The organism is Bacillus sp. EKM206B (genome assembly GCF_011066015.1).
GTDB classification, from domain to species: domain Bacteria; phylum Bacillota; class Bacilli; order Bacillales; family Bacillaceae; genus Bacillus; species Bacillus velezensis.
Genome location: NZ_JAAMNL010000001.1, coordinates 218,218 through 235,195, shown reverse-complemented (window position 1 = coordinate 235,195; position 16,978 = coordinate 218,218). Strand labels below are relative to the sequence as shown.

Annotated in this window: 18 protein-coding genes; 3 read left to right on the top strand and 15 right to left on the bottom strand. The window is 49.0% G+C overall.

Annotation, left to right across the window (positions count from 1 at the left end; translation table 11 throughout):
* Nucleotides 1-8: 8 nt before the first annotated feature.
* Nucleotides 9-1,433 (bottom strand): capsular polysaccharide export protein, LipB/KpsS family, encoded by a 1,425-nt coding sequence (locus G9F50_RS01120; protein ID WP_165406484.1) that lies wholly within the window; start codon nt 1,431-1,433, stop codon nt 9-11.
* A gap of 4 nt (nt 1,434-1,437) precedes the next feature.
* On the bottom strand, nt 1,438-2,208 hold the full coding sequence (locus tag G9F50_RS01115) for a glycosyltransferase family 2 protein (RefSeq protein WP_003150972.1): 771 nt from the start codon (nt 2,206-2,208) through the stop codon (nt 1,438-1,440).
* Between the two features lie 280 nt (nt 2,209-2,488).
* On the opposite strand from G9F50_RS01115, the gene gerQ reads away from it, so the two are divergent.
* Nucleotides 2,489-3,034, top strand: coding sequence for a spore coat protein GerQ (gene gerQ / locus G9F50_RS01110; RefSeq protein WP_007614539.1), 546 nt, complete (start codon nt 2,489-2,491; stop codon nt 3,032-3,034).
* Between the two features lie 46 nt (nt 3,035-3,080).
* Here gerQ and G9F50_RS01105 read toward each other — a convergent pair whose 3' ends face one another.
* The 8 genes from G9F50_RS01105 to G9F50_RS01070 form a co-directional block, all read right to left on the bottom strand.
* Entirely contained in the window at nt 3,081-3,452 is a 372-nt protein-coding gene (locus G9F50_RS01105) for a DUF423 domain-containing protein (RefSeq protein WP_003150969.1), read from the bottom strand.
* 63 nt (nt 3,453-3,515) lie between these two features.
* On the bottom strand, nt 3,516-4,835 hold the full coding sequence (locus G9F50_RS01100; protein ID WP_098081873.1) for a purine/pyrimidine permease: 1,320 nt from the start codon (nt 4,833-4,835) through the stop codon (nt 3,516-3,518).
* A gap of 18 nt (nt 4,836-4,853) precedes the next feature.
* Nucleotides 4,854-5,276, bottom strand: a complete 423-nt coding sequence (locus tag G9F50_RS01095) for a YwdI family protein (protein WP_052828075.1) — start codon at nt 5,274-5,276, stop codon at nt 4,854-4,856.
* Nucleotides 5,277-5,336: 60 nt separating this feature from the next.
* Entirely contained in the window at nt 5,337-6,020 is a 684-nt protein-coding gene (locus G9F50_RS01090; protein ID WP_012118732.1) for a uracil-DNA glycosylase, read from the bottom strand.
* Between the two features lie 14 nt (nt 6,021-6,034).
* The gene (locus G9F50_RS01085; RefSeq protein ID WP_007407698.1) at nt 6,035-6,841 is read right to left on the bottom strand and encodes a glycosyltransferase family 2 protein; all 807 of its coding nucleotides are present in this window, start codon (nt 6,839-6,841) and stop codon (nt 6,035-6,037) included.
* Nucleotides 6,842-6,925: 84 nt separating this feature from the next.
* Complete coding sequence (locus G9F50_RS01080) at nt 6,926-7,453, bottom strand: hypothetical protein (RefSeq protein ID WP_060562393.1); 528 nt, start codon at nt 7,451-7,453, stop codon at nt 6,926-6,928.
* 44 nt (nt 7,454-7,497) lie between these two features.
* Nucleotides 7,498-8,133: a permease prefix domain 1-containing protein gene (locus G9F50_RS01075; RefSeq protein WP_060562392.1), complete on the bottom strand. Its 636-nt coding sequence runs from the start codon at nt 8,131-8,133 to the stop codon at nt 7,498-7,500.
* Nucleotides 8,126-8,464 (bottom strand): PadR family transcriptional regulator, encoded by a 339-nt coding sequence (locus G9F50_RS01070; RefSeq protein WP_003150960.1) that lies wholly within the window; start codon nt 8,462-8,464, stop codon nt 8,126-8,128. The genes G9F50_RS01075 and G9F50_RS01070 overlap by 8 nt, the downstream gene beginning before the upstream one ends.
* 149 nt (nt 8,465-8,613) lie before the next feature.
* Between G9F50_RS01070 and G9F50_RS01065 the strand changes: the two genes are divergently transcribed.
* The gene (locus G9F50_RS01065; RefSeq protein WP_060562391.1) at nt 8,614-9,426 is read left to right on the top strand and encodes a bifunctional hydroxymethylpyrimidine kinase/phosphomethylpyrimidine kinase; all 813 of its coding nucleotides are present in this window, start codon (nt 8,614-8,616) and stop codon (nt 9,424-9,426) included.
* Nucleotides 9,427-9,457: 31 nt separating this feature from the next.
* Here the strand turns inward: G9F50_RS01065 and G9F50_RS01060 are convergent, their stop codons facing one another.
* The 5 genes from G9F50_RS01060 to G9F50_RS01040 form a co-directional block, all read right to left on the bottom strand.
* The gene (locus tag G9F50_RS01060) at nt 9,458-9,733 is read right to left on the bottom strand and encodes a hypothetical protein (RefSeq protein WP_042635591.1); all 276 of its coding nucleotides are present in this window, start codon (nt 9,731-9,733) and stop codon (nt 9,458-9,460) included.
* A 63-nt stretch (nt 9,734-9,796) separates the two neighbouring features.
* Nucleotides 9,797-11,236 (bottom strand): sucrose-6-phosphate hydrolase, encoded by a 1,440-nt coding sequence (locus tag G9F50_RS01055; RefSeq protein WP_060562390.1) that lies wholly within the window; start codon nt 11,234-11,236, stop codon nt 9,797-9,799.
* Nucleotides 11,233-12,615 carry a sucrose-specific PTS transporter subunit IIBC gene (locus G9F50_RS01050; protein ID WP_007614557.1) on the bottom strand — a complete coding sequence of 461 codons (1,383 nt, stop codon included), beginning with the start codon at nt 12,613-12,615 and terminating at the stop codon, nt 11,233-11,235. Before G9F50_RS01050 ends, G9F50_RS01055 begins: the two co-directional genes overlap by 4 nt.
* Nucleotides 12,616-12,833: 218 nt before the next feature.
* Nucleotides 12,834-13,664: a PRD domain-containing protein gene (locus tag G9F50_RS01045; RefSeq protein ID WP_007407705.1), complete on the bottom strand. Its 831-nt coding sequence runs from the start codon at nt 13,662-13,664 to the stop codon at nt 12,834-12,836.
* Nucleotides 13,665-13,687: 23 nt separating this feature from the next.
* Nucleotides 13,688-14,002 carry a hypothetical protein gene (locus G9F50_RS01040; protein ID WP_003150952.1) on the bottom strand — a complete coding sequence of 105 codons (315 nt, stop codon included), beginning with the start codon at nt 14,000-14,002 and terminating at the stop codon, nt 13,688-13,690.
* Nucleotides 14,003-14,527: 525 nt separating this feature from the next.
* On the opposite strand from G9F50_RS01040, the gene G9F50_RS01035 reads away from it, so the two are divergent.
* A complete protein-coding gene (locus G9F50_RS01035) occupies nt 14,528-16,939 on the top strand; it encodes a S8 family peptidase (RefSeq protein WP_060562388.1) in 2,412 nt (803 codons plus the stop codon).
* Nucleotides 16,940-16,978 lie beyond the last annotated feature (39 nt).

Below are 16,978 nucleotides of genomic sequence, written 5' to 3'. Positions count from 1 at the left end.
TATCTTTTTTATGAAGGGTCAACCCGTCTGAAGCTGACTCCGGTTTTTTCCTGAAGCACTTGGCATAAAGCGGCAAGCGAATCCTGAACCGGGTAGTTCGCGGCGACAAAAGCACGGCGCGCCTGTTCCGCTTTTTGATATTCTGCGGGGCTTTCGCATATCCGGATTAATTCCTGAGCGAGTGCCTGCGGGTCCTCAAAGACAAATTCTCCAAGTGAGTGATAATAAGGGTATCTGCGGGTTCCCGCTGATTTTCCGATCAGCACGGGCTTTTGAAACAGCATCGCTTCAAGACCGACCGTTGATGTCTGTGTCACCGCAGCGTCAACATACGGGAGAATATCATACAGCTCCATCTCTTTTTTGATGATTTTGCCTGCTTTATATTTCCGCAGCACCTGATTGTAAGCATCCAGCTTGTTTTTGCCGATTTCCCACGGATGCGGTTTAATAATGAGCTGCATGTTCTTTTGGCCGGCAAGCTCTTCAAGCACTCCCGTATAAAATTCATCAGAAAACGGCTGCGTGGCGATCAGCACCGTCCGCTGTGACGGGAGAAAAGAAAGTTTGCGGTAAAACGTGTCTTGATCTATCGGCTCTCTTGAGAAAATCTCGTCGAAACGGGGATGCCCCGTGATGATGATTTGTTCATCCCTGCAGCCTTTTGCTTTATACCACTCCGCTTCATAAGCCCCGAATACGGCCTGATAGTCCGTAAATACGGGCAGAAACGCTTCATCTCCCATGAGCGCTCCGTGCTGAAGACAGATGCTGACGGCGTTTTTTTTCGCGGACATCAGCGCCAGCACACGGCTGTAAATATCCTCCGTCGTGCCGACTACAACGGCGGAAATCTTTTCGGCCGTAAACAAAATATCAATGGCGTCAATCGCTTCAATAAATAACGGAATGTCTTTATACAAACGTTCCTGAAATTCTCTGTTTCCGAAAGCGGGATGGCTGTGAAGCTCTTTCAAAATGGAATGGGCTTTTTCAATATAAGGGACGGGGTTCCCTTTTTGCCCCATTCCCGTCAGCTCCAATTTGCAGATAACGGACAGCCCGTAATGGTCAGGCAGACTCCATCTGGCCAGTACCGCTGTTTTTGCCGGATCAAACTGCCGGTAGTTTCCCTCGGTGAACCGAAGATGATCGAAATGCAGAATGACTTTTCCGTTTACCGGTTTCTCATCTGTTTTCTTAATGTTTTGCCTTTTTTGATCATAATATGGCTGTATACCGGCTTCAGGAATATGCTGATCAGCCGGACCGAAAAGCTCTGGGTTCTGCTCCATGCTCTCCCGAAGCGCCGGACTGATATATTGATAAAAATTACTGATCAATGCGAGCGGGATGTCTTTGTAGCGAAGTGACTGAAAAAGGTCAATATACTGCCGGTACAGCACCCAATAATTCGCTAAGTATGCCGACAAGCCCTCACCCCTTTCCAAGCTTTTTTAATGATTCCCTCAGCTCCCGGCACGTGGTCTGCTGCGGAAGGCTGTTCACAAACTCGTTTTTCTCCGCCGCGAAAAGCTGATAATGGATGGATTGATCGGTAATATAATTGATATCAAGCTCCTCAGAAATCGGGTAAAACGGATAAAAATGATTCACTCTCCAGAAGAAACGGGCGTCACCAATCCGGTAAAACGCCGGGCTTTCATCCCAATAGGAACCGAATGCCGATTTGACCTGTTCCAGCACGGAAAACCGGTGCATGACCGAACAATGGTCAATGGCGCACGGCGCGTTCCACACGATCCGTTCGGCGGGCCTGGCCGTCTCCTTCACCGTCTCTTTCCGCTGATTCAGATGATAGGTTTTGGAACTTGAATACACGACGGCTTTTTCCGGGTCTTCATCAAGCTCTTTCACCATTTTCTCAAGCCGTTCCGGCACATACGTGTTGTCGTCGGTCGCATACGTCACGTACTCGCCCTCCGCCATTTCTATTGCCTGATTAATCAAGGCGGCGTAGCGTGTTTTTTCCGTTCTTTCTTTGACGCCCGATACATCGCTTTGATAAAACCGGACGCGGTCATCCGTGAGAAAAGGACGTATTTCCGCCAATGTCGCTTCATTTGAGTTGTCATCCATAATGAACAGCTCAAAGTCCGTAAACGTCTGAGACAGAATACTTTTAATAGAGCGGGCCACATAGTCACTTTTGTTATAGCTCGTCATGATCACTGACACTTTAGGCAACTCGTCACCCCCTTTTCGCACCTGAAACTACCGCTATCATATGTTCCTTATGCGGAAGATGCGCTAGGAATACAGACTATTATGTGAAAAGTCAGCATTGCGCGCACAAAAAAAGCTGGCTCTGATGTCCGGACTCATTGGAGCGTATTTTCTTTTTTCGCATAAATCTTTCTTTGGGCTCATATGGTGGAATAGATAAAAACAGCAGCCGCTCTGTCGGCTGTCTGATACTTGTCAGGAGGTTTCAGCATCAAGAGGTTTTCATCAAAGGAGGAACAATATGAAACCGAAAAAGAATCAATATCAGCAAATGCAGGGGATGGGGATGGGAATGGATATGCAAGGATACCAGCCGCAGCTCGGGCCTAATCCTTATCCGCAGCCTCAGGGCCAAGGATCACAAATGATGCCGATGCAGCAGCAAATGACAATGCCGATGCAGCAAGGCCAGCAGAGCTTCGGCGGGGGGTTCCCCGGCCAGCCGCAGCAGCAGGGCGGCGGCAGCTTTCAGATTCCGTCAGGTCCATCATCGTCACAAAACGTTCCCGGCATGCTGCCGATTGAAGAGTCATACATTGAAAATATTCTGCGGTTGAACCGGGGCAAAACGGCGACGATTTATATGACATTTGAAAACAGCAAAGAATGGAATTCAAAGATTTTCCGCGGTGTGATTCAGGCGGCGGGACGTGACCATATCATCATCAGCGATCCGAAAACGGGCACCCGCTATCTGCTTCTGACCATTTACCTTGATTACATCACGTTTGATGAGGAAATCGCTTATACTTATCCGTACTCCATGTCTTCTTATTCTCCGAGATAAATCAAAAAGCCAATCGCTCACTTGACAGAGGATTGGCTTTTTTTCTTTATAAATATTTGACGGCCGCGACGATAATCATAATCCAAGAGATGATAAACGCCACGCCGCCGAGCGGTGTAATCGCGCCGAGAATGGAAATCTGCGTCACGCTCAATACGTACAGGCTTCCTGAAAACAGAACGATGCCCGCAAACATCAGCCAGCCCGCAACAGAAACACTGCCTGCGCCAGAAAGCTTTTCGGCCAAAAACGCGACAGCCAGAAGACCGAGCGCGTGATACATATGATATTGCACGCCTGTGTGCCACACCTGCAAATATTTATCGGGGATTTTCCCTTCAAGCCCATGCGCGCCGAAAGCGCCCAGCGCCACGGCCAATAAAGCGTTAATCGCACCAAGAATAATAAACACTTTCATCTATTTTTCTCCCGCCTTTTCTTTAAAGTTTCCAATTCAATCATAACCCAACATCGGCAAAATTCAACGTCCGCCGTCCGATGACACGAGATTGTCGGATTTTTTCTTTTTGATAAGCTGGATTCGGTCAATCGCTATCGCCAGCAGCGTCCCGAGCACAAGACCGTTGCTTAAGAGCGAAATCAGGATCGGATGCATCCCCGATAACGCGCTCTCCGGCACAAACATTACGCCGACCCCCGTCAGGAGCGCCAGACCGATAATGGAGCGGATTCGTTTTTGCTCCGCTTTCTCATAAGAGTCAAACTCCGTAAAGGCAAGACCCGCCATTGTGGAGAAAACGACGAAGTTTACCGCAAAGCCGACCGGTGAGGGCAGACTCGCAAACGCATTCATAAATAGCGGGATCATACTGATGATCACGACAAATACACTTCCCAAAAGAAACGGCTTTTTCGAAGGAAGCTTCGTCGTCTCAATAAAACCGGCCGCCCCTGAAATCGGCACAGGCGCAATGCCCCCTGACAGTCCGCTCAAAAGGTGGCTGATCGAAGCCGCAAACCCAGCCGGACGCTCACGCCGCTTCCCGACGGTGCCGCCGAATTTTTTCACCGCCGCTTCTACAACCCGGATGCTCGCGAGCATGTTGACAATCAAAAGCACGGTAATGAAGAGTGATGTAATAATCAGGCCGCTGTCAAACACGGGTTTTCCAAACGGAAAAAGAGCCGGCAGCTGAATCACGCGGTCCGGTATTTGAATCGGTTTGGCAGCGCCGAAGACGGCGAATAAGATCCATCCGCCGGCAAGCGAAAGGAGAATCGCATACTGTCTTAAGAACGTAACATTCGATCGGGACATGATGAACATCGCCGCCGTCACAACCATGGCGAGCCCGAATACAAGGCCGTCGACGCTGTTTTTTAAATAGCCGATGCCCAAAAGGCCTTTCACAATCGGCTGACTCAGCTGCATGACCAACAGCAGCAGATACACACCGGTCACAACCGGCGTAAACAGCACGGCCAGCCGTTCAATCACTTTAAAAAGGCTGAACAAAAAGAAAAAGACAGCGCTTAATAACAGCGCCCCCTGCAGCGCCCGCAGCGTCTCGCCGAATGTCGCGAACACCGTGCCAGTCAGTCCGCCGTAAATCGTGTATACGCCCCACCATAAGCCTGCCGGGCTTTCATTAATCGGCAGACGATGTCCCTGGAGACATTGGATGGCCGCGGCGACGCCAAGCACAAAAAATGTGCTCTGAATCAATGCGGCAGAATCGGCATGGTTCAAGTGAAATGATTGTGCGATGGCGACAGGAACTACAATCGCAGCCGCAATCATAAATGCCGTCCATTGCAAACCCCCGAGTATCAGTTTCAAGTCAATCAACCTCTCCTGTTAAAAATCGAAAATGGAATCCCCGTTTCCGTCTTCCTCACGTTCGTCTTTCGCTTTTTTCTGATATTGGTTCAGCCCGGCGCTGCCCATCATTTTTTCAAGCAGCAGCGGGTCTGTCGAAGGAGACGCGGAAGGTTTCGGCGCCGCTTTCGGAATCGGATTCTGCACAGGCGCCGGAGCGGCGTGCGTCTGAGTGCCGAGCACGACATCACACAGAGAGCGGATGGCAGCCGCGTGCATTTTGACCTCCTCGGTGCGGGTCGCTGTTTTCGCCTGCCTCAGTTCTTCTTCCATCTTCTGAATCAAAGCAGAGATATGTATGTTCATGAGTAAATCCTCCAGCAGTAATTTGTCTTCTTCCTGCATTTTATCAAATTTCTGAGCGAATCGCAGAATTGAGTTTGTTATTTTTTCTGACGGCATACCGCCCTGAACGCCAAAAAAGGCGCTTACCGCCGGGCGGAAGCGCCTCAAAAAAACCGTTTATTGCGGCAGGTCGGGGATGCACCAATCGATCGGCTGCTCCCCCATTTTTTCAAGGGCAGCGTTTGTACGGGAAAACGGTCTGCTCCCGAAAAAACCGTTCCTTGCCGAAAACGGGCTCGGATGAGTCGATTCAATAATAATGTGTTTCGATGTGTCAATCCGCTCTTTTTTCATCTGCGCGTGACGCCCCCATAGGATAAAGACAATCGGCTTCTCTCTTTCATTCACCACATCAATGATGCGGTCAGTGAGCCGCTCCCATCCCTTGCCTTTGTGGGAATTGGCCTGACCGCGGCGAACCGTAAGCACTGTGTTTAACAAAAGCACTCCCTGCTTCGCCCAGCTGACGAGCGATCCGTGGTTCGGTACGGAGCAGCCGATATCGTCCTGAAGCTCTATGAAAATATTTTTCAAAGACGGCGGCTGCCTGACCCCGGGCTGAACGGAAAAACTAAGCCCGTGCGCCTGTCCTGGCCCGTGATACGGGTCCTGTCCGAGAATGACCGCTTTTACATCCTCATAGGGCGTATAATGCAAGGCGTTAAAAATATCATGGCTGTCAGGATAAATCGTTTGGCTGCTGTATTCTTGTTTCAGCATCTCTCTCAGCTCTTGATAATACGGTTTGTCAAATTCATCTTTCAGCTGATTCCACCAGCTGTCTTTTAAAAGCTGTTTCAAACTGTCCGTCCCCCTTATGAACTGTGCAGTCTCGAATGGACGGGCTTTCCGTCCCACACAATGTCAGTCGGCGCCTCCCGCCTCTTCATGTCCGGCTCTTCAAGAAGAACCGCGAAGTTTTTCGTCGGGAGCTCCCCAAGCCCGTGCTTTTCGCTTAACCGGTCTAAGTACCGCTTCCGTTTGCCGCCGAGATCCGCGGACTGATTGCCGCCTCCCTCAAAAAACGCATATATGACGCTCGCGCAAGGAACACGCTTCACACGGTGCTGTTTCGCGGCGCGCAAATAAAAGTCCCAGTCCCAATAATTATGGACATCCGGATCAAAATATCCTAACGTGTCATGCAGAGAACGCCTGTACATGCTGCCTGACGGAACGTACGTGGAAAATACCCGCATATCCGCATAATCCGCCGTATAGGCGAACGGCTTTCGTGACACCGGGTATCTCGTGCCGCCCCGTTCTTCAAATGACACAATTTCCGCGTCAGAATGGACAAAATCCGCATCAGCAAGTGCAGCCGCCATTCTTTCCAAATGGCCCGGCGTAATGAAATCATCATCATCGCACAGCATGATACAATCACCCGACGCTTTTTTCACACCTGCGTTCCGAGCTTCCACATGTCCGGCATTCTGTTCTAAATCAATAATCTGAATCGGCAGATCGCTGTACAGCTGCTTCGCTTGTTCGACCGATTCTCCGGCATCATTTACAATGATCACTTCATAAGGCTTTATGGTCTGCATGGAAATCGACTCCAGCAGCTCACACAAAGCCGGAATCCGATTATACGTGACTATGACAATTGATATATTCATGATCCGCTCCTTCTGCTTTTTCTCATGTTCTATTAAAACATAAAGCGGCGGAGAGATCAGGGGGGATTTTTGATTTCGGCCCATTCAGAAACAAATCCAGGTCATGCCCGCCAGCAAAACGAGAATGATCAGAAGGTCTCCCCAAACAGTGCAGACCGCCTTGGCATTAAGTCTGCCCGCCTCCATGGCGTTCCAAAGTTTTGATTGATAAACAGGCACCAACACCATCGCATAGCATGTGCACAAGCAGACAAAAGCCGGCGGGACAAGCGCACATCCATCCTCATTCCAATCATGAATAAGTTCCGGTATACTCACCCCGCTGTCAATGTACAAGTATAATATACCCGCCAGCGGAATGAGCGAACTGATCTGCAGCTCGAAAAGTTCCACCTTCCACTCACGCGCAAACGAAACGGCCCAAATCCATCCCAGCGCATAAAACAATAGAAGAAGCAAAATACTGAAAACAACAAAAATAGCGTCTTGCATCCCATTCAGAACCATAATAAAAAGACTTACAACGGGCAATGCAAGAACCAAGCCGCAGACGGTAAATACGGTAACGGCTATTTGGGCGCACGCGCCGTACATCCACGAACCTAATCTCATTTTAACACCCCTATATAGATTCCCTATGTACATAGTGAAAAAGATCAGGCAAGCCTCTGCCTGCCTGCGTAAAAACCTATTTTGCCGCAAAACGGAAAACATACCGTCACAACGGCGCATACTGCCGCAAAACTCGGTGTGACCGCCGAAGGAAACAGCCCAGCCGGAACCAGATTGAACAAAAAGACAAACATAAAACATAGATTCGGCGCCATTGAAGCCCATACCGTCCGCTCAGCAAGCTTTTTGCCGCCAGCCCCGAACTCTTTGCCAGCTTGATAGCCGATTTGGAACCAATACAGCACATAACCGATCATAATCAGCCATACTGACACGGAAATCCCTTTCCACAGCGCGTCAACAGCGGGATGAATCCTCCACGCGTGCATCATCGTAATCATCGCCCCCATCACAAAAAGACCGCAGTTGCAGAACAGATAAAAGAGCATAAAAGTCCGCGCGGGCACCGCCGAAGCTTTTTGAAAAGCAGAGATAATCTCAGACGGAGTCCCCACTTCCCGCAGAATAAGCGCCATCGCTTCGCTTTCGGTTTTGCCTTTTTCCAGATGATCACAAATGGCATGATGAATATGGCTTTCGATTTCTTTTAATAATTCACGGCTTCCGGACTTGCCTTCCAGCCCTTTTCTGATTTCCTGCACATAAAGGTCTTTATCCATTCTGCCCGCCCCGCTTCAGCATCCGGTCCATCAGAGCAGAGAACAGATTCCATTCCTTCGTCCGTTCGGCTAGAATGTTTTTTCCTTCATCGGTGATCCGGTAATATTTTCGGTCCGGCCCTTTGGTCTGCTTTTCCCAGTAAGAAGAAATATAGCTTTGGCGTTCAAGCTTATGAAGCGATGGGTACAGCGTGCCTTCCTTCATTTGCAGTTCATTCCCGCTTCTTTTCTCCATTTCTTTCACTAGTTCATACCCGTACATGGGCCGTTCATTCAGCAGCGTCAGCACCAGAATGACCGTGCTTCCCTTTACAAGCTCCCTGTTGAGCATTTATTTTCTCACCCTTACCTAGTAATCTTATGTAGGTATTGTACGCACATCCCCCGCGGCTGTCAAATCATTCCTCTAAGCCTTCCGTATTGTGATCGGAAGAAAATCTAACTATAATGAGATATAAAACACTGATGGAGGCCATTGATATGTCAATGCACAAAGCACTTACTATTGCCGGTTCTGATTCCAGCGGCGGCGCGGGAATTCAGGCCGATTTAAAAACATTTCAAGAAAAAAACGTATACGGAATGACGGCTTTGACCGTGATCGTAGCGATGGACCCGGAGAACAGCTGGGATCATCAAGTATTTCCGATCGATGCCGATACGATTCGCGCACAGCTGGCGACGATTGTTGACGGAATCGGCGTAGACGCCATGAAAACGGGAATGCTCCCTACCGTGGAGATCATAGAGCTTGCGGCGAAAACGATTAAAGAAAAACAGCTGAAGAATGTCGTTATCGATCCTGTCATGGTCTGCAAAGGAGCGAACGAAGTGCTGTATCCGGAGCATGCCGAAGCGCTTCGCACCCAATTGGCGCCTCTGGCAACCGTCATCACGCCAAACCTGTTTGAAGCAAGCCAGCTGAGCGGTATGGATGAATTAAAAACGGTGGAAGACATGAAAGAAGCGGCCAAGAAAATTCACGAACTCGGCTCGAAATATGTATTGATTACAGGCGGAGGCAAATTGAAACATGAAAAAGCGATCGACGTGCTGTATGACGGAGAAACCGCGGAAGTATTAGAAAGCGAAATGATTGATACACCTTATACGCACGGAGCCGGATGTACATTCTCCGCCGCCGTTACGGCAGAACTGGCCAAAGGCGCTGAAGTGAAGGAAGCCATCTACGCGGCAAAAGAATTTATCACCGCGGCAATCAAAGAATCCTTCCCGCTGAACCAATACATCGGACCGACTAAACATTCGGCGATGCGTCTTAGCGGAAAATAAAATAAATATCCCCCTCATTACCCGAGGGGGATTATTTCATTTTTTTCGCGGATGACCGCAAAAACATCTCAATAGACTGCACAAACAGCGCATATTCCTTCATCTGTTCATATGTATGCATCAGCCGATCACTCCATTCATTGTGCGGCTCAGCTCTCTTGAGCATGCGATTCAGCTGAAGCAATACTTCTTTATATTCTTCCCGCTTATCTTCCACTTGCTCTGCGGCTTTGACAAGTAAACATTTCGGCGTCATCTTCTGATTTTTCAAAACTGAGAAAACAACTCCTTTTATTCCTGGAATCATAGGCTTTCGTTTGAAGAATAGCACAGATGGCATAGGTTTCACATAAGAAAAAAGAACGATTTTCTACAAAAGTGTCCAAATTGAGCCATTTATTTCCGTTTTTCCTGCCGAAGTGACGGTTACGTCATCATTTCCCGGGAAAGGAAAATATCTGGCGCTGAATACCTCTTCTCCATCATTCAAAAACAATTCAATCGAGGATGCATCCAGAAAGAGCTGCACGGAATGCACCTCGCTGATGGCGCAGCTTCTCTTTTCTTTTTCTTCTCCGCTGAAAGCGGTGCGCTCCAGCACAGCCAGCCCCTCTTCCTGATGAAATATAAACCGGGCCGCCCCCCGAATTGAGATTTCAAAACCGGATTCGCAAGTGATGTCCTCCAGCAGCACTTCAGCCCGGGACGCATCTTTCACCGGCAGGCTTACAGACGAGCAATTCAATTGAAGACGGTGCTTTTGTTCATCCGTGCGGCGTGATTTCATTTCCGAAAGCGGGCGCTGTATGATTCTGCCGTTGGACAGTGACAGCTGTCTCGGCATCGTTAAGCAGTGAATCCAGTGATACGCATGGGTCGGGTGTTTGTCCTCATGCTGATCCGGAACGCCCATCCACGCGAACAGAATCCTCCGTCCCTTATCATCTTCCAGCGTCTGCGCCGCGTAAAAGTCAAATCCTCTGTCAAGCTCCGTAAATTCACCGTGCTTAAATTCTGGCGGCTCTGTATGCAGCCTGCCGAGGAAATAGCCCGCCTGGTGGCTGTTATGATATTCTATCCCTTCGGCTTCAAGCCCCTGCGGACATACGAGCAGCACGTCGGTTCCGTCAAGGGAAAACAAGTCGGGACATTCCCACATATAACCGAATGACCCGAGACCGCCGGAGTCCGCCCCCGCAATCGCACCGAGAAACGTCCAATCCGTCAAGTTCTCTGATGTGAACAACACAGCGCTTCCGGTGAGCTTTTCTGTCTGCGCGCCGAGCACCATGTAATACGCTCCGTCTTTCTTCCAAACCTTCGGATCACGGAAATGAGCGGTATAGCCTTCCGGGAGACGCGCGACGACTCCTTTTTTTTCAAATACGATCCCGTCTTCAGATTCGGCGAGGCATTGATACGTTTCCCGATTGCCTTCTCCGTCACGGACATTGCCTGTGTACATCAGGCAGAGCCGCCCGTCTTTTTCGATGGCGCTTCCGGAATAACAGCCGTTTTTGTCATACCACTCACCCGGCGCAAGCGCGATTTCTTCCTCTTTCCACTCAACGAAATCCTTCGTCGTCACATGCGCCCAAAATTTCGCGCCATGCCCCGTATGAAATGGCTGCCATTGAAAAAACAAGTGATATACGCCGTTCCATTGGATCACGCCGTTCGGATCATTTAAAAGCCCGACCGGCGCCATAATATGATAGTTCTGGCGGTATGGATCTGACGCGGCTGTTTCTCCCCGCTTCTTTTTCGCTTCCTCAGCCTGCAGGCGCAGCTCTTGATCCGGTGTCCTCATTTGACGGCCTCCTTTTCTTTAGCTCCCATAATGTAAGCGGCAATAAACGCCGAGACAGAGGCGATGCCCATTCCGATCAGATAGTTTATAAGATTTCCTAAACCGAGCGGAGCCGTGATGGCAATCATCGGAATTCCGGTCAGACCGTAGGCATTGGCGGCGACGCCGGTCACCACGACATAGGCTCCTCCCAGCGCTCCGCCAATCATTCCCGCGATAAACGGCTTACGGTACCTTAGGTTCACACCGAAAATGACTGGTTCGGTTACACCGAGAAAAGCGGAAAATGCGGCCGGCAGAGCGATTTCTTTCATTTTCGCTTTTTTCGTCAGGAAAAATACAGCCAGTCCCGCCGCACCCTGAGCGACATTCGCCATCGACCAGATAGGAAGGATATAGTTTCTGCCCAAATCAGCGATGAGGCCGGCCTCAATCGCATGAAAGCTGTGATGCACACCGGTAAGCACAATAAGCGGATAAAGACCGCCGAAAAGCAGTCCGGCAACAATGCCCGCATGATCATACACATATGTCAGCGAGACGGTAATGCCTGATCCGATCGCCCTGCCAAGCGGACCGATTGCGATAAAGGTGATAAATCCTGTGACAATCACCGTGACAAAGGGCGTGACCAATAAATCGAATGCGTGAGGCACAATTTTTCTCGTGCCCTTTTCCACTTTGCTCATAATGTAAACGGCTAACAGTACGGGGATGACCGTCCCTTGGTAGCCAAGCAGCGCAATGTCGAAGCCGAAGAGCTGCATAAAATCAGGTGATGCATCCGCAAGCCCCCACGGATTCAAAAGCGCCGGATGGATCATAATTCCCCCGAGCACGGCACCGAGATAGGCATTACCGCCAAATTCCTTCGCCGCGCTGAACCCGATGAATACGGGCAGAAAGATAAACGCCGCGCTTGAAAACATGTCTAAAAGCTTAAACAGCGATGATTGTTCAGACACCCAATGAAAAGCCTTCATCATGCCAAGCAGCCCCATTAAAAGTCCGCTTGCCACGATAGCCGGAATGATGGGAACGAATATGTTAGACAGTGTCTTCGCAAATCTTGCGGCCGGATTCAGCTTTTTTTTCGCTGCGTCCTGATGTGTCTCACGATCCTCCCGCCCCAAATCGGCTTCTTTTGAAAAAGCGTCATACACTTTATTCACGAGGCCGGTGCCGAATATAATCTGATATTGCCCCGAGCTGCTGAAAGCCCCTTTTACGCCTTCTATTTCTTCAATGCCGGCCTGGCTGATCTTCTGTTCATCTTGAATGACGAGCCTGAGCCGCGTCGCGCAATGTGTCGCGCTGATAATATTTGATTCCCCTCCGATATGCTTGATAAGCTGTTTTGCCGTTTCTTGATAATTCATGATGTATCCCCCTTTCTAAAATCAAAAAAGACCTAAAATTCGCCAACGAAAAAGGTCAGCATAATCCCTTTTTCATGTACGCAAATTTTAGGTCTTGCCTGCATTACCAGTCACAATCCCGCCGGATTCAGTTTTTTAATGCGCTTTCATTCTATTTCATGATAGCGCTTTCGTCAATATGTTTTCAAAAAAAAAGTCTGTTTCTCGAAACAGACGCGTTATTCCGGGTTTTTTTGCAGACGCTGGACATGCAGCGTGATATAGCCGGCCTCGGATTCCGGCAGTTCCAAATCATATTCAGTTTTTAAAAACGCCGCCAGTTCAAGCGCACACCGATAAGCAAACGGATACTTTTTTTGGATGAAATAAAGCATCTCTTCGTCCATGGAATGGAGTGCTTCATTTGAGTCCAACCGGCTGACCGCATACCGTAAGTGCGTGACGAGGCGCTGATAGGAAATACTGTCTTCATCCACCTTCTGTTCGAAAAAGGATTCGATCTTTTCGATCATTTCTTTGATCATGGTTGTATGCTTCATCGCCGAATACATGCTTTTGGCATCCGCCTTGGCAGTGTGGATATGAAGCGCGATATACCCCGCCTCATCATCAGGCAATGATATACCGAGGGTTTGTTTCACGTGTTCAACCGCCCAGCGGCCGATCTCATATTCTTTTTTATAGAGCGCCTTAATTTCATGAAGCAATCGGTTATGCACCTGAAGGCCGTTTTGAATCCTTTCGATCGCAAAGGATAAATGGTCCGCCAGCGCAATGTGGATGTGATCGCTCAAAGGTGCCGCAAGCTCTCCCTCCGCATGGCTGATGATATCTTCAGCCGCCTCTATATGCTCTTCGGGAAGCGTTTCTAACACTTGTTTGAACTTTTCATTTTCGTCGTGCACGACAAATATTTTTTCAATTTTATGTTTTTGAATCACATCATTTTTTCTCTTTTGAAAAGCGATTCCGGGACCCATTACGATCTTTTCCCGTCCGTCTTCTTTTATTAACGCCGCATTGTTGTTTAATACTTTGTCTATTCTCAAGAGGTTCGCTCCCGTTCATATGTTTAGTGGGATTGTACCCTCTTTTTCATATGATGTAAAGGTGCCGGACCCGCGCGCTCCCGTTTCGGCAATTCTTTGCGGACAGGCATCCATCGGTTTTTATCCAGCCTGCCGCGGGCCGATTTCGTTTCATCGGTCAAATCCGCCGATCGGACACGGCTCACAAACGAAAAAGCCCCAGCCGTCCGCTTCGCTTTCTTATGATAAGCCGCTTGGTTTCCGTACACGGCGGCTAATGGATATCTTCCGTTACCCGGCGCCATCCAGTTCATCAGAAAGACCATCCACACCCGTAAAGATACTAGCAAACGTTTCATTGCAAATCATCCCTCCGCTTCTTTTTGACAGACAGCTTGTTCGCAGGCCTGTTTTTCTCTCCGCTTTAACGGAAAAGGCGGCCGATCCTTCTCCGCTAAAAACTAGCGGGTCTAGCAACCCTATGACTCTATGATAGACGCGGCCGGGCGAATTGTTTGTCACAATATGAGTGAAAAAACAAACTAGTTTTCAGAAGTTTTGTTGAAAGCTGATGGAAATGACCTGAAAAATGGAAAAGCCGATAAAAAAAGTTATACACACCTTATCCCTTGGTTAAGCACAGCTTAAACACAGGGTATATCCACATATCCACAAACTCGATCTATATTTTGTATAGGAACACTTGTTCCCAACAATATATATACACAAATTTATTCAGTTATACACAGGATTCTGTGCATAACTCCCTCCTTATTCACAGACCAATTTCCATAAATGAGTCATATGTCACAAGGATTATTTTGAATTTTCAAGAAATATATACTAGATTTCTAATTTAGATAAAGAAAAAGGGGGAAACACGATTGAAAAAAGGAATCATCCGTTATCTGCTTCCGGCTTTTGTCTTATCCTTTACCTTATCCACAAGTTCACAGGCTGCGCCGGCTTCAAAACCGCAAACTCCTGATCTTGAGAAGGCTGAGGTGTTCGGTGACATTGATATGACCACCGGCAAACAAACGACAGTCATCGTGGAGCTCAAGGAAAAGTCACTGGCGGAAGCAAAGGAACTCGGCAAAGCACAGACAAAAAGCAAGCTGAAAAGCGAACGCGCAAAAGTGAAAAAGAAAGCGCTCAAAACCATTAAACACGGAAAAATTAACAGGGAATATGAGCAAGTGTTTTCCGGCTTCTCCATGAAACTCCCGGCAAATGAAATCCCCAAACTGCTGAGTGATCAGGATGTCAAAGCGGTTTATCCGAATGTCACCTATCATACCGATCAGCTCAAAGATAAAGACATCACCCTATCTAAGGATGCCGTGTCTCCGCAGATGGATGACAGCGCGCCTTATATAGGGGCAAATGACGCGTGGAAGCTCGGCTATACGGGTAAAGGGGTCAAGGTTGCCATTATTGACACCGGTGTCGAATATAAACACCCTGACTTAAAGAAAAATTTCGGACAATATAAAGGATACGATTTTGTGGATAACGACTACGATCCTGAAGAAACGCCGTCCGGTGATCCGAGAGGCGCGTCGACTGACCACGGAACCCATGTCGCGGGCACGGTAGCGGCAAACGGAACGATTAAAGGCGTCGCGCCGGATGCTACACTCCTTGCCTATCGTGTGCTCGGTCCGGGCGGAAGCGGAACAACGGAGAACGTCATCGCCGGCATCGAACGCGCCGTACAGGACGGAGCAGATGTCATGAACCTTTCTCTCGGTAATTCTGTGAATAACCCAGACTGGGCGACAAGCACGGCGCTTGACTGGGCGATGTCAGAAGGCATCACGGCCGTTACATCAAACGGAAACAGCGGGCCGAACAATTGGACCGTCGGCTCTCCGGGAACGTCCAGAGAAGCCATCTCCGTCGGAGCGACCCAGCTGCCGCTGAACGAGTACGCCGTCTCCTTCGGTTCCTATTCCTCAGCGAAAGTAATGGGCTACAACAAAGAAGATGACATAAAAGCACTGAATAAAAAAGAAACAGAGCTCATAGAGGCGGGTATCGGCGAGCAAAAGGATTTTGAAGGCAAAGATCTGAAAGGAAAAGTAGCGGTCGTCAAACGGGGCAGCATCGCCTTTGTGGATAAAGCAGACAACGCCAAAAAAGCGGGCGCGATCGGTATGGTTGTGTATAACAATGCCCCGGGAGAAATTGAAGCCAACGTACCGGGCATGTCCGTGCCGACGATTAAGCTTTCATCAGAAGACGGCGAAAAACTCGTCAGCCAATTAAAAGCGGGCGGCACAAAAGCGACTTTCAATTTATCCGTGGCTAAATCGCTCACTGAACAAATGGCAGACTTTTCGTCACGCGGCCCGGTTATGGACACGTGGATGATTAAACCTGACGTCTCCGCTCCCGGCGTAAACATCGTCAGCACCATTCCGACCCATAATCCGGCCGACCCGTACGGCTACGGATCGAAGCAGGGAACGAGCATGGCTTCCCCGCATGTAGCCGGCGCAGCTGCCGTTATCAAGCAGGCCAAACCGAAATGGAGCCCGGAACAAATAAAAGCCGCTCTCATGAACACGGCGGAAACCTTAACGGACGCGGACGGTGACGTATACCCGCATAATGCGCAAGGCGCCGGAAGCATCAGAATCATGAAGGCGATCAAAGCAGACTCCCTTGTCGCCCCGGGAAGTTATTCTTACGGAACGTTTATGAAAGACAAAGGCAATGAAACGAAAAAAGAAACCTTTACGATTGAAAATCAATCGTCCATCAGAAAATCATATCAGCTCGAGTACTCTTTCAACGGCACGGGCATTACCGTTTCGGGCACAGACCGGGTCGTGATCCCCGCTCATCAAACCGGAAAGGTCAATGCGAAAGTAAAGGTCAATGCCAAAAAAGTAAAGGCAGGCACCTATGAGGGAACCGTCACAGTGCGTGAAGGCGGAAAAACAGTCGCAAAAGTGCCGACGCTGCTGATTGTAAAAGAGCCGGACTATCCGCGCGTGACGTCAATCGACGTGCAGGACGGCACAACGCAGGGAACCTACCAAATTGAAACCTATCTTCCGGCGGGAGCCGAAGAGCTCGCCTTCCTTGTATATGACAGCAATCTTGACTTTGTCGGCCAAGCCGGCATCTACAAAAAGCAGGATAAAGGCTATCAATATTTCGACTGGAACGGCAAAGTCAATGGTGACACCGCACTGCCGGCAGGAGAATATTATATGCTGGCCTATGCCGCGAACAAAGGGAAATCAAGCCAGGTGCTGACTGAAAAACCTTTTATCATTGAATAACCGAACAACCCTGCTGGAGCATCAGCAGGGTTTCTTTCT

Coding starts and splice junctions, on each gene's coding strand:
- G9F50_RS01070 (WP_003150960.1), bottom strand. CDS start 8,464: ATGCTCAACAGGGAGCTTGTAAAGGGAAGCACGGTCATTCTGGTGCTG.
- gerQ (WP_007614539.1), top strand. CDS start 2,489: ATGAAACCGAAAAAGAATCAATATCAGCAAATGCAGGGGATGGGGATG.
- G9F50_RS01050 (WP_007614557.1), bottom strand. CDS start 12,615: ATGAATTATCAAGAAACGGCAAAACAGCTTATCAAGCATATCGGAGGG.
- G9F50_RS01080 (WP_060562393.1), bottom strand. CDS start 7,453: ATGAGATTAGGTTCGTGGATGTACGGCGCGTGCGCCCAAATAGCCGTT.
- G9F50_RS01075 (WP_060562392.1), bottom strand. CDS start 8,133: ATGGATAAAGACCTTTATGTGCAGGAAATCAGAAAAGGGCTGGAAGGC.
- G9F50_RS01065 (WP_060562391.1), top strand. CDS start 8,614: ATGTCAATGCACAAAGCACTTACTATTGCCGGTTCTGATTCCAGCGGC.
- G9F50_RS01040 (WP_003150952.1), bottom strand. CDS start 14,002: ATGAAACGTTTGCTAGTATCTTTACGGGTGTGGATGGTCTTTCTGATG.
- G9F50_RS01095 (WP_052828075.1), bottom strand. CDS start 5,276: ATGCCGTCAGAAAAAATAACAAACTCAATTCTGCGATTCGCTCAGAAA.
- G9F50_RS01085 (WP_007407698.1), bottom strand. CDS start 6,841: ATGAATATATCAATTGTCATAGTCACGTATAATCGGATTCCGGCTTTG.
- G9F50_RS01105 (WP_003150969.1), bottom strand. CDS start 3,452: ATGAAAGTGTTTATTATTCTTGGTGCGATTAACGCTTTATTGGCCGTG.
- G9F50_RS01060 (WP_042635591.1), bottom strand. CDS start 9,733: ATGATTCCAGGAATAAAAGGAGTTGTTTTCTCAGTTTTGAAAAATCAG.
- G9F50_RS01055 (WP_060562390.1), bottom strand. CDS start 11,236: ATGAGGACACCGGATCAAGAGCTGCGCCTGCAGGCTGAGGAAGCGAAA.